At 71.4% G+C, this 11,384-nt stretch carries 10 protein-coding genes and 1 tRNA gene; 1 reads left to right on the forward strand and 10 read right to left on the reverse strand.

Annotation, left to right across the window (positions count from 1 at the left end; genetic code table 11):
- The 5 genes from H8B08_RS17245 to H8B08_RS19670 all read right to left on the reverse strand — a co-directional run.
- Positions 1 to 826, reverse strand: an 826-nt coding sequence (locus H8B08_RS17245; RefSeq protein ID WP_187451436.1) for an outer membrane protein, incomplete at its 3' end; no start/stop codon positions are given.
- A gap of 200 nt (positions 827 to 1,026) precedes the next feature.
- The gene (locus H8B08_RS17250; RefSeq protein ID WP_187451437.1) at positions 1,027 to 2,163 is read right to left on the reverse strand and encodes an ABC transporter permease; all 1,137 of its coding nucleotides are present in this window, start codon (positions 2,161 to 2,163) and stop codon (positions 1,027 to 1,029) included.
- Complete coding sequence (locus tag H8B08_RS17255) at positions 2,160 to 3,074, reverse strand: ABC transporter ATP-binding protein (protein ID WP_187451438.1); 915 nt, start codon at positions 3,072 to 3,074, stop codon at positions 2,160 to 2,162. The genes H8B08_RS17250 and H8B08_RS17255 overlap by 4 nt, the downstream gene beginning before the upstream one ends.
- On the reverse strand, positions 3,071 to 4,054 hold the full coding sequence (locus tag H8B08_RS17260) for an HlyD family secretion protein (RefSeq protein ID WP_187451439.1): 984 nt from the start codon (positions 4,052 to 4,054) through the stop codon (positions 3,071 to 3,073). The genes H8B08_RS17255 and H8B08_RS17260 overlap by 4 nt, the downstream gene beginning before the upstream one ends.
- Positions 4,051 to 4,695, reverse strand: coding sequence for a TetR family transcriptional regulator (locus H8B08_RS19670; protein WP_370545517.1), 645 nt, complete (start codon positions 4,693 to 4,695; stop codon positions 4,051 to 4,053). Before H8B08_RS19670 ends, H8B08_RS17260 begins: the two co-directional genes overlap by 4 nt.
- 176 nt (positions 4,696 to 4,871) lie before the next feature.
- Between H8B08_RS19670 and H8B08_RS17270 the strand changes: the two genes are divergently transcribed.
- A tRNA-Ser gene (locus tag H8B08_RS17270) sits at positions 4,872 to 4,961 on the forward strand.
- A gap of 121 nt (positions 4,962 to 5,082) precedes the next feature.
- Here the strand turns inward: H8B08_RS17270 and H8B08_RS17275 are convergent.
- The 5 genes from H8B08_RS17275 to H8B08_RS17295 form a co-directional block, all read right to left on the reverse strand.
- Entirely contained in the window at positions 5,083 to 5,976 is an 894-nt protein-coding gene (locus tag H8B08_RS17275; protein WP_187451440.1) for an SDR family NAD(P)-dependent oxidoreductase, read from the reverse strand.
- Between the two features lie 120 nt (positions 5,977 to 6,096).
- Positions 6,097 to 6,789 carry a TetR/AcrR family transcriptional regulator gene (locus H8B08_RS17280; RefSeq protein WP_370545518.1) on the reverse strand — a complete coding sequence of 231 codons (693 nt, stop codon included), beginning with the start codon at positions 6,787 to 6,789 and terminating at the stop codon, positions 6,097 to 6,099.
- 41 nt (positions 6,790 to 6,830) lie between these two features.
- A complete protein-coding gene (locus H8B08_RS17285) occupies positions 6,831 to 8,423 on the reverse strand; it encodes an AMP-binding protein (RefSeq protein ID WP_187451441.1) in 1,593 nt (530 codons plus the stop codon).
- Entirely contained in the window at positions 8,420 to 10,057 is a 1,638-nt protein-coding gene (locus tag H8B08_RS17290) for a carboxylesterase/lipase family protein (RefSeq protein WP_187451442.1), read from the reverse strand. Before H8B08_RS17290 ends, H8B08_RS17285 begins: the two co-directional genes overlap by 4 nt.
- The gene (locus tag H8B08_RS17295) at positions 10,054 to 11,382 is read right to left on the reverse strand and encodes an MFS transporter (RefSeq protein ID WP_187451443.1); all 1,329 of its coding nucleotides are present in this window, start codon (positions 11,380 to 11,382) and stop codon (positions 10,054 to 10,056) included. Before H8B08_RS17295 ends, H8B08_RS17290 begins: the two co-directional genes overlap by 4 nt.
- Positions 11,383 to 11,384 lie beyond the last annotated feature (2 nt).

Consider the following 11,384-nt stretch of genomic DNA (forward strand, 5'->3'; position numbering starts at 1 on the left):
GGGGCGGCGGGGGCGGAGGCGGCGGCGGCGGCGGGGGCGGCGGCGGCGGCGGCGGCGGGGCGAAGGCGTAACGCAGACCGATCGTGATCGACTGGTCCTCGTAGTTGCCCGAGAAGGTGCCCGGCGCGAACGGCAGGAACTCGTCCGGCGAGACGGAGCTGTCGAAGTCGACGTCGTTGCCGCCCAGCCAGCGGTAGGTCACGTCCAGGTTCAGCCGGTCAGTCCACGCATAGGCGAAGCCGACCAGGCCCTGCCAGGCGAAGGTGGTGTCGTCGTCGTCGATGTTGACGACGGCCGGACCCGGGTCAGGCACGATGCCGTCCGGCGAGGTCGACATCACGCCGCGGGTCTTCACCGAGACCTGGTTCACGCCGATGCCCGCGCCGATGAACGGGCGGAAGCGCGAATCCGGCATGAAGTCGTAGATGAGGTTGGCCATGAACGTCCAAGAGTTCAGGTCCCCACTCGGCGACGGACAGATGCTCGGGTCGGCGACGTGCGCGTCCGAGCACAGGGCTTCCGGAATGCCCGGACCGCCCGTGACGGAGTCGACGTCGCCCGGGCGGTAGCCGATTTCGAACTCGGTCCGCCAGGCGGGATTGAAGCGGTAGCCGAGGCGGCCGAACGCGGTCCAATCGGAGTCCGCGCCGAAGCTCCAGCGGTACGGCAGGTCGTCCTGCGTGAGGCCCGAGGAGTCGGCGTCGATGCCGTCGGGCTGGTGGTAGCCGACGTCGAGCGCGCCATACCAACCGTCGGGTTCGGCCGAGGCGGCCGTCGCCACGCCGAAGGCGGCGAGAGCGGCTCCCGCCAGCAATTTGAGTTTCATATTCAGAGCCCTCTCTCTTTGCCCTCTGCTGTCACGCCCGCAGGCTCTCCCGCGACGCGACGCCAACCCGACGAACACACCTTGGTCAGGTCGGGAGCGGAAACATGCCTCGTATTGCTAGGGTTCCTTCCCTCGCGACAGAAACCGGCCGCTGCGGCGCGCGTGCAACAATCCGCCGGAAAACGGAGCTGTTCGCCGCGCTAGTCGAGGGTGGTCCGATAGCGGGCCATGGCGAGGGCGGAGACGACCACCACGAACACCACCAGCGCCGTCAGGCTGGGCCAGAGCTCGGCCAGACCGAGGCCCTTCAGCAGGGCGCCGCGCACCACCCGCAGAAAGTGCGTGACCGGGATCACCGTGCCCAGCGCCTGGGCCCATCTGGGCATGCCGTAGAACGGGAACATGAAGCCCGACAGCAGGATCGAGGGCAGGATGTAGAACACCGACATCTGCATGGCCTGCAGCTGGGTGCGCGCGACGGTGGAGATCAGGAAGCCCAGCGCCAGGCTGCCCACGATGAACAGCAGCACGCCCACGCTCAGCGCCGCCCAGCCGCCCGCCATCGGCACGGCGAACAGGGCCCGCGCCAGGGTCAGGAACACCACCGTCTGGGTCAGGCCGATCAGCACGTAGGGCGCCAGCTTGCCGACCATCACCTCCAGCGGCTCGACCGGGGTGGCCAGCAGGCTCTCCATGGTGCCGCGCTCCTGCTCGCGGGTGACGCCCAGCGCCGTCATCATCACCAGGGTCATGGAAAGGATCACGCCCAGCAGGCCGGGCACGATGTTGAAGGCGGTGATGATCTCCGGATTGTAGCGGCGCTGGACCACCACCTCGAACGGCGCGGGCCCGCCGGCCCGCAAGGCGGTCGCGCCCTTCAGGTCGTGGCGCAGGGCCTCGGCCGGCAGGGCCGCCAGCGCCGCGACCGCGCCGCCGGTGGCGGTCGGGTCGGAGGCGTCGGCCTCGACCAGGATCTGGGCCTGGTCGCCGCGCACCACCCGGCGGGTGAAGTCGGGCGGGATGGTGACGGCGAACAGCACGCGGCCGCGCTCGATCGCCTGGTCCAGCTCGCCGGTGGTGCGCACGGCGGCGACGATGCGGAAGTAGTCGCTGTTCTCCAGGGCGGCCAGCACCGAGCGGGAATAGGTCCCCTGGTCCTGCACCAGCACGGCGGTGGGCAGGTGCCTGGGATCGCTGTTGATGGCGTAGCCGAACAGCAGCAGCTGCACGATCGGCATGACCAGCATCATGGCGTAGGTCAGCCGGTCGCGGGTGAGCTGCAGGAACTCCTTGCGCAGCACCGCGGCGACCCGCTGGAAGGAGAAGTCGAAGCTCATTGCTCCGCCTCCGCCCGGCCCATCAGGTGGATGAAGACGTCCTCCAGGGTCGGCTCGACCTGTTCCCAGCGCCAGGGCTCGCGCCGCCAGGGCGCGATCGCCGCCTCCAGGGCCGCGCGGTCGGTGCCGCTGACGTGCAGCGCCAGGCCGAAGGCGGCGGCGGATTCGACGCCCGGGCGCGCGCGCAGCTCGGCCGCCATCCGGTCGGCGTCCGGCCCCTCGGCCCGGAAGGTGACCAGCCCGGAGCCCGCGATCACCTCCTCGGCCGTGCCGCGTGCGATCAGGCGGCCGGAGGCGATGTAGGCGATGTCGTGGCAGCGCTCGGCCTCGTCCATGTAGTGGGTCGAGACCATGACGGTCAGGCCCCGGGCGGCCAGGGCGTGGATCTCGTCCCAGAAGGCGCGCCGGGCCTTCGGATCGACCCCGGCGGTGGGCTCGTCGAGCAGCAGAAGCCGGGGTTCGTGCAGGGTGGCGGCCGACAGGGCCAGCCGTTGCTTCCAGCCGCCGGACAGGGTGCCGGCGAGTTGGCGGCGCCGGTCGGTCAGGCCCAGCCGCTCCAGCGCGGCCTCGACCCGCTCGCGGCGACGGTCCAGCTCGTGCACCTGGGCCATGAAGTCCAGGTTCTCCTGCACCGTCAGGTCCTCGTAGAGCGAGAACCGCTGGGTCATGTAGCCGGTGCGACGCTTGATCTCGCGGGCGTCCCTGACGATGTCGAGGCCCAGCGCGCATCCCCGCCCGCTGTCGGGGGTGAGCAGGCCGCAGAGCATGCGCAAGGTCGTGGTCTTGCCCGAACCGTTGGGGCCGAGGAAGCCGGTGATCCGCCCCTCCTCCACCCGGATCGACACGTCCTTGACCACGTGCTTGTCGCCGAAGCTCTTGTTCAGCCCCTCGACCTCGACCGCCCAGGTCACTTGCCCACGGCCTTCGGCAGGGGCGTGACGTCGACCGGCTGGCCGACCGTGAGGGCGCGCGGGTTGGTCGGCCGCGCCTCGACCAGGAACACCAGCCGGTCGCGGGTCTCGCGGCTGTAGATCACCGGGGGGGTGAACTCGGGCCGCGGGCTGACGTAGTTGATGGTCGCCTTCATTCCCTCGGCGCAGCCGTCGCAGGCGAAGCCGACCTCGCGGCCGTACCGGTAGGCGGCGATGTCGGCCTCCGGCACGAAGAAGCGCAGCTTCACCTGGTCGTCGGGGATCAGCGACACCACCGGCTGGTTGGCCGGCGCCCACTCGCCGGGCTGGAAGAAGGTGTCCTCAATCCGCCCCGTCGCAGGCGCGACCGGGGCCAGCTGGCGCAGGCGCGCTTCGACCTCGGACAGCGAGCCCTGCGCCTGGACCGTGCGCGCCCGGGCGGCCTGGATCAGGTCCTCGCGCGCGCCCAGCTCGGCGACGTCGAGCCGGCGCTCGGTCTCGCGCAACTGGGCCTGGGCGGTCTGGTAGGTCGCCGTGGCCTGATCCAGCCCCGCCTTGGCCAGGAAGCCGGTCTTGGCCAGGGCGACCGCCCGCTGATAGTCGGCCTCGGCCTGGCGGAAGGCGGCGCGGGCGGCGGTCCGCTGGGCGTCGATCACCGCGAGCTCCTGCGGCCGCTGGCCCTTTTGGGCGTCCTTGGCCTCCGAGGCGGCGGCCTCGACCCCGGCCACGGCGCTGGCGCGCTCGGCCGCCAGCGGCTGCGGATCGACCAGGAACACCGGCGCGCCGGCCTCGACCCGCTGGCCGCGGCGCACATCCAGGCGCACCACCGGACCGGACACCGCGGCCGACAGGAACAGGGTGTCGCCCTCCACCCAGCCCGACAGGTAGCGCCCGCCCTCGCGCGGCCACCACACCCAGGCGGCGAATCCGATCGCGCCCAACAGGACGAGGACGGCGACCACCCGCTTCATCTTCTTCATGCCGCCGCCCCCTCGCGCGCCAGCAGTCCGCCCAGCGCCGTCTCGACGTGCTGGGCCGCCAGGGCCTGCAGGTCGACCGGCGCGCCGCCGACCGGCTCCAGGACCTCGCGCCACAGCACGCCCAACATCAGCGGCCCGACCAGGGAGAAGGCGTGCACCCGCGGATCGCCCGGGCGCACCTCGCCACGCGCCTGGGCCCGTTCGATCAGGCCGCTCAGCACGCTGAGGGTCGGCGCCACCACTTCGTCGTGCCAGTGCTGAGCCAGGGCGGGGAAGTTGCGGCTCTCGCCGATCACCATCTTCACCACCTTGGCCGCGCCCGAGCCGGCGATCCGGGCGGCCATCATCGGCAGCAGGGCGCGGACCAGGTCGGCGAACGGCCCCTCGAAGGCCTCGGCCGCGGCGCGCACCTGGGCGACGTTGGGCGCCACGGCGTCGCGCACCACGGCGTGGAACAGCTCTTCCTTGGTCTCGAAGTAGAGGTACAGCGCGCCCTTGCTGACCCCGGCGCGGGCGGCGATCTCGTCCAGCCGGGCGGCGGCGAAGCCTTTCTCAGCGAAGACGGCGAAGGCCGCGGCCACGATCTCGCCCGGCCGCGCCTCCTTGCGCCGACGCCATTTCGGCCCGCCCGCCACGCTCACCGCCGTCGCTCCGGCTATAAATGACCCGCGAGTTATTACGCCTCCGGACGCCACCGGTAAAGACCGCCGGTACGCGAATGTGCGATTGCGCGCCGCACATGCTCAGACGCTCTTGCGCAACCGAGTCCGTATGAGTAGGTATCCCGCCTCGCTCGCCCCAAGAGGCTGACGCCCGCGGAGAGGTGGCTGAGCGGTTGAAAGCACCGCACTCGAAATGCGGCATACTCGCAAGGGTATCGTGGGTTCGAATCCCACCCTCTCCGCCACTTCTTCCCCAAGCGTCGAACCCGAACGAAGCGGCTCGCGCCGTTCGCGCTTCCGCGCGCGCCAAAACGCCGCCGCGGGCGGGCCGCGGCGGCGTGATCCAGCTTCAAGGGCCTCGTCGTTTCAGCGTCGCGCCGCCGCCACCTTCGCGCCCAGCCCCGCGCTGGCGACTTCGCGTTCAGCCTGGGTGAAGCCGTAGTCCGGCACGATCTCGCCCGTGCGGTCGGAAATCCCGTCCCAGTTGGCGACCACCTGTTGGCCGGCGTCGGCCCCGCCGCCGACGTAGACGCCCTCCGACAGGGTGACGCTGGCGCGGGCGAAGTGGCCGGCGCCGGCGCACAGCACCGCGCGGGTCGGCGCGTCCTCGCCGACCAGGGCCAGCAGGGCGGGACTCACCAGGGCGGGATCCAGCAGTTCCAGGCTGGACTGGGCCAGCACGCCCTCGGTCATCTGGGTGGCGGCGGTGGGGGCCAGGCAATTGACCCGCACGCCGTACTTCTCGCCCTCGATCGCCAGGGTCTGCATCAGACCGACCAGCGCCATCTTGGCGGCGCCGTAGTTGGCCTGGCCGAAATTGCCGTAGAGGCCCGACGAGGAGGTCGTCATGACGATGCGGCCGTAGCGCTGCTCGCGCATCAGCTCCCACACCGCCTTGCAGCAGACCGCCGCCCCCATCAGGTGCACGTCCACCACCAGGCGGAAGTCGTCCATGGTCATCTTGGCGAAGCTCTTGTCGCGCAGGATGCCGGCGTTGTTGACCAGGATGTCGATCCGGCCCCAGGCCACCACCGTGCGGTCTACCATCGAGGCCACAGCCACCTCGTCGGTCACCGAGGCGGCGATCGCCAGCGCCTCGCCGCCGGCGGCGCGGATCTCCTCGGCGACGCGATCGGCGGCCGCCTGCGCCAGATCGTTGACCACGACCCGCGCGCCCTGGCTTGCGAGATACAGCGCGTGCGCGCGGCCCAGACCGCCGCCGGCGCCCGTGACGATCGCGACCCGACCCTTAAGCGACATGAGAACGCCTCCCCCTACTCCGACTTCCGGTTCTGCTTGTTTGCAAATTCACTAACAAGCTAGTGAATGTAAAGCTCGGACTGTGGCCGGACGTCCGGCCCGTCTCGAAATCTCAGGCGTTCAGGTGGCGGCGCCCTGCGGGCGCGGCTGGCAGATCTCCAGCAGGCCCGCGGCCATGAAGGAGGCCATGCGCGCCTTCACGGCGACGAAGTCCTCGGACTTGCAGAGCCCGCCCGACAGCTTGTCGATGCGGCCGGTGCGGGCCAGCGTCGCCATCAGAGCCCCCGTGACGAAGTGGTAGCCCCAGAAGATGTCTTCGTCGGCGCAGCCCGGCAGGGCCTTCTTCAGCAACGCGATCAGGCGCAGGACCACGGGGTCGAAGTGCTGGTCCATCAGGGCCGCGCCCCACTCGGGGGTGTTGGCGACCTGGGCGCCCAGCGCGCCGTAGTTCTTCCAGCTCTCGCCGCCCTGGATGTAGAGGTCGAGGTCGGTGTCGAGGAAGGCGTGCAGCGCGCCCTCCACCGTCGGCTTGCCGCCGGTGGCCGCGTCGTACTCGTCCAGCGCCTTCATCCGCAGCTCGCTGGTCACCACCGCGCGGCGGGCGAAGACGGCGTCGAACAGGGTCTTCTTGTCTTCGAAATAGTAGTTCAGCAGCGTGTGGTGGACGCCGACCCGCGCGGCCACGTCCTTCAGGGTGACGCCATAGAACCCGTGCTTGGAGAACAGGTCCTCGGCCGCGTCGAGGATTTGCTCCATCGTCTCGGCGCGTTGCTCCGCCTTCTTGGAGCGCCTGGGTTTCGTGGCTTCGGGCACGCGGAACTCTTTCCGTCTTGCGGCGGCTAGCGTCAAGTCGGTCAGTCCCCCACGCGCGCGGCGCCGTATTCGGTGCGCAGGCGAATCTTGTCGATCTTGCCGGTGGCGGCCAGCGGCATGCTGGCGACGCGGACCACTTCGTCAGGCACCCACCAGGGCGCCACCCGGCCCTTCAGCGGCTCCAGCAGGGCCTCGTCGCTCAGGCCGTCAGGGTCGTGCAGCTCGACCAGCAGGATGGGCCGTTCGCCCCACTTCGGATCCGAGCGCCCGATCACCGCCGCCAGCGAGACCTCCGGCAAGGCCCCGACCACCGCCTCGATCTCCACCGGGTTGATCCACTCGCCGCCGGACTTGATCAGGTCCTTGGCGCGGCCGGTGATGATCAGGTTGCCGTCCTCGTCGATCTTCGCCAGGTCGCCGGTCGGGAACCAGCCGTCGGCGTCGACGGCCGACTGCTCGTGGCCGAAGTAGCGCTCGATCACCGCCGCCCCGCGCACGCGCAGATTGCCCTCCACCTCGCGCTGCTCCGGCAGCGGCCGGCCCTCGCTGTCGGTGATCAGCAGGTCGACGCCGATGGCCGGGCGGCCCGAAACGGCGGCCGTGCGCCGGGCCCAGGCGGGCGCCACGGTGCCTGACGGGGACAGCTCGGTCATGCCCCAGCTGGTCTGGACGGTGACGCCGAGGCGCCGCTCGATGCGTTCCATCAGGGCCGAGGGCAGCGGCGTGCCGCCGACGACGATGCGCTTCAGGCTGGGCAGGTCGTCGCCGACCGCGTCGAGGTGCTCGACCAGGCCCAGCCACACGGTGGGCACGCCGACGCCGACGGTGACGCGTTCCGAGCGGATCAGCCGCGCCAGACTGGCCCCGTCGGTGTGCCGGCCCGGCAGGACCAGCTTGGCCCCGACCGCGGGCGCGGCGAACGGCAGGCCCCAGGCGTTGGCGTGGAACATGGGCACCACCGGCAGCACGGTGTCCGCGCCGGAGATGGCCATCACGTCGGCCTGCAGCAGGCGCAGGGTGTGCAGGTAGCTGGACCGGTGGGTGTAGGTGACGCCCTTGGGGGCGCCCGTCGTGCCCGAGGTGAAGCAGAGGCCTGACGGCGCGGTCTCGTCGAACCCGCCCCAGGCCAGGCGTTCGTCGACCAGGTCGAGCAGGGAGGCGAGCTCGGCGACCAGCGGGCCGCCGGCCCCGGACGCCTTCGCCTCGCCGTCGATCACCAGCAGGCGCTCGACCCCGGTCGCGCGCTCGGCGACCTGGCGGGCCAGCGGCAGCAGGTCGGCGCTGACGATCAGGATGCGCGCGCCGGACTGCTCCACCATCCAGCCGAGCTGGGCGCCGGTCAGGCGCGGGTTCAGCGTGTGGCAGACCGCGCCCATGCCCATGATGGCGTACCACGCCTCGACGTGGGCCTGGGTGTTCCAGGCCAGGGTCGCGACGCGCTCGCCGGCGGCGACGCCCAGGCCGCGCAGCAGGGCCGAAACCCGCCGGCTGCGGTCTTCGACTTCGGCGTAACCGGCGCGGTCGACCCCGCCGTCCCGGGCGGTGACGACCTCGACCCGGGGATGCCACTTGGACGCATGCACAAGGAACTTGTCGAGCGTCAGCGCGAACGGCTGCATGGCTCCGTCGATCATTTGGGCGACGTCTCGTCCGGCAGAGGCGGGGCGATGACGCCCACGTTCCAGCCCCACGGCGTGTCGCCGCGGGCGCGACGGCGGGCGACCACCTCCTCGTGCAGCTCGTACATGCCCGGCAGGACGTGGCTCTTCGCCTTCGGCATGTCCTCGAAGGACATGTAGGCGCGGCTGTCGGCGTAGGGCCGCCAGTCCGGCTGGCCGGCGGCGCTGGGCGCGCCGTCGCGCACGAAGCTGGCCCAGTACGCGTTCACGGCGTCGCCGAAGCGGGCCTCCTCGGCGGTGGCTTCCGGCTTCGGCCAGACGGGCGTGGCCCGGGACATGGTGCCGAAGGCGTACGGGATTTCCGAGGCGTGGAAGCCGTGCAGGCCAGCGCTGTCGGCGGCCGGGTAGCCGTGGTCGAAGAAGTAGAGGAAGGACGGCTGGCCGATCGCGGCCTGCTTGGCCGCGAGACGCTCCGCAGTCCAGCCGTACATGGCGTCCCGGGTGGTCGCCAGCATGCTCTCGTCCAGGCTCTCCGTCGCCGGATAAAGGCCCAGGAAGGTGTCGGCCAGCGGACCATAGCCGCGGCGGATGGCGGCGACGTAGGCAGCGGCGTCGGCCGGGGCCGGCGGCAGCAGGAAGCGCAGGGAGCGGATCTCGCCGCTGTTGAAGCCGGCCATCAGCGGCACGGGCGCCTGCTGGCCGCGGTCGAACATGTCGACCAGCTGGGCCGGCAGAACCTTGCCGTCGATCGTGCCCCACGGGGCGTAGCCGGCCATCGGGGCCTGGATGGTCAGGGCGGCGGGGTCGATGGCCCGCAGGCGCGCGATGCCGCGGACTTCCAACTTGTCGGCCAGGGCCAGGCCCGCCTGCTCGGCCGAGGGGGCGCCGAAGCGCGCCTCGCGCAGCTCCGGCGTGGAGATCATGTAGGCGCTCTGGGCGATCGCCTGGTGGAACAGGCCGCGCGCCTGGGGCGAAGCCATCAGGTACATGACGCTGAGCGCCCCGGCGGACTCGCCGGCGACGGTGACCTTTTCAGGGTCGCCGCCGAAGGCCGCGATGTTGCGCTTTACCCAGCGCAGGGCCTCGATCTGGTCGAGCAGGCCGTAGTTGCCGGACACGTGGTCGGGCGACTCGGCGCTGAGATCCGGATGGGCCAGATAGCCCAGCACGCCCAGGCGGTAGTTGATCGACACCACGACGACGCCGCGTTTGGCCAGGGCCGCGCCGTCGTACATCGCCTGGCTGCTGGCCCCGCCGACCAGGGCGCCGCCGTGAATCCAGACCATCACCGGCGCGTCGCGCGCGTCGGCCGGGGCCCAGACGTTCAGCGAGAGACAGTCCTCGCTCATCTGACCGGTCTGTTCGGTGTAGATGCTGCCGGGGCGGGACGGCGGCTGATAGCAGACGGGGCCGAATTTGCTGGCGTCGCGCACGCCCTTCCAGGCGGCGGCCGGGACCGGCGGCTTCCAGCGCCGCTGGCCGACCGGCGCCTCGGCGTAGGGCAGGCCGCGGAACACGTTGACGCCGTCGGCCGCCTGGCCCTTCACGGCCCCGGCGGGGGCGCGGACGACGGGCCCGGGCTCAGCGGCCGCGGCGGGAACGGCGAAGGCGAGGCTCAGGCTCGCCAGCAGGGCGGCGCGCAGCTTCATGAAGCACCAGCGGTTCGGGTTTGCTCCCGCTTCAGCGCCCGCGCCAGCGCCAGGAACAGCGCCACCGCGACCGCGTAGAACGGGACGAGGGTGTAGAAGGCCATCTGCAGCGAGTGTTCCGGGTAGCTGGCCCGGAGGAAGTCGCTGGCCGCGCCGAGGAAGGTCGGGCCCAGGCCCAGGCCGATCAGGTTCATCACCAGCAGCAGCAGGGCGCCGGAGAGCACGCGCTGGCTCGGGCGCACCTCCTCCTGCACCAGCGCCACCGAGGGCGACAGGTAGAAGTAGTTCAGGAACATCGGCACGATCAGGAACTTGAGCGCGGTCTGCCAGTCCGGCGCCCAGACGAAGCCGATGAAGAACGGCACCGCCAGCACCAGGGCCACCGCCGGCAGCAGGGCGTAGGCGCGCTTGGACTTCCTGGCCAGCCAGTCGACCAAGCGGCCGCCGAGGAAGATGCCGCCCCCGGCGCCGACGCCGACGACCAGGGCGTACCAGACCGCCACCTCCTGCAGGGTCATGCCCTTCTCGCGCATGAGGAAGAGGGTGGCGAAGTTGAGCAGGGCGTAGGTGACGAACTGGTTCGCGCCGCAGGCAAGCGAGACCAGCAGCAGGACCGGCCGCGTGAAGAACATCCGGCAGGTCTTCCAGAAGCCTTCCGCCGGAGCCTTCGCCTCGGAGGCGGCGTCGAGGCCGCCGCGGCGCGGCTCGCGCACGGTCATCAGCACGACCAGAGCGGTGACCACGCCCACCGCGCCGATGGCGAGGAAGGCGCTGCGCCAGTCGAACGCCGCCGCGATCGAGGCGCCGAAGGCGACGCCCAGAGCCTGGCCGACCGGCGGGCCCAGATTGAACAGGCCCAGCGCCGTGCCGCGCTTACCCGAGGGGAAGTAGTCGGAGATGATGGCGTAGGAGGGCGGCACGCCGCCGGCCTCGCCCACCCCCACCGCCATGCGCGCGCCGACCAGTTGCGGATAGCTGCGGGCCAGGCCGCAGGCGATGGTGGCCGCGCTCCACAGGGCGCAGGCGAAGGCCACCACCCGCACCCGATTGGTCCGGTCGGCCAGCCAGCCGACCGGGATCGAGATCAGGCAGTAGAACAACGCGAAATACAGACCGCTGATCAGCCCCAGCTGGCCGTCGGTGACGCCGAGCTCGTCCTGGATCGGCTTGGCCAGGATCGACAGCAGCTGCCGGTCCAGGAAGTTCAGGACGTAGACGAAGCCGAGGATGGCCAGGACGAACCCGGCCCGCCCCCGTCCGGCGGCCGTGCCGGCGACGGGCGCTTGAGCGCCCGTCGCGGCCGGAGTGATCGCGCTCTGGTCCATGA

The sequence above is a fragment of the Caulobacter sp. 17J80-11 genome (assembly GCF_014349105.1).
Taxonomy (GTDB): Bacteria; Pseudomonadota; Alphaproteobacteria; order Caulobacterales; family Caulobacteraceae; genus 17J80-11.

Excerpts from the sequence above, each read along its gene's own strand:
- H8B08_RS17250 (WP_187451437.1), bottom strand. The coding sequence starts at position 2,163 with ATGAGCTTCGACTTCTCCTTCCAGCGGGTCGCCGCGGTGCTGCGCAAG.
- H8B08_RS17260 (WP_187451439.1), bottom strand. The coding sequence starts at position 4,054 with ATGAAGAAGATGAAGCGGGTGGTCGCCGTCCTCGTCCTGTTGGGCGCG.
- H8B08_RS17275 (WP_187451440.1), bottom strand. The coding sequence starts at position 5,976 with ATGTCGCTTAAGGGTCGGGTCGCGATCGTCACGGGCGCCGGCGGCGGT.
- H8B08_RS17285 (WP_187451441.1), bottom strand. The coding sequence starts at position 8,423 with ATGATCGACGGAGCCATGCAGCCGTTCGCGCTGACGCTCGACAAGTTC.
- H8B08_RS17290 (WP_187451442.1), bottom strand. The coding sequence starts at position 10,057 with ATGAAGCTGCGCGCCGCCCTGCTGGCGAGCCTGAGCCTCGCCTTCGCC.
- H8B08_RS17295 (WP_187451443.1), bottom strand. The coding sequence starts at position 11,382 with ATGGACCAGAGCGCGATCACTCCGGCCGCGACGGGCGCTCAAGCGCCC.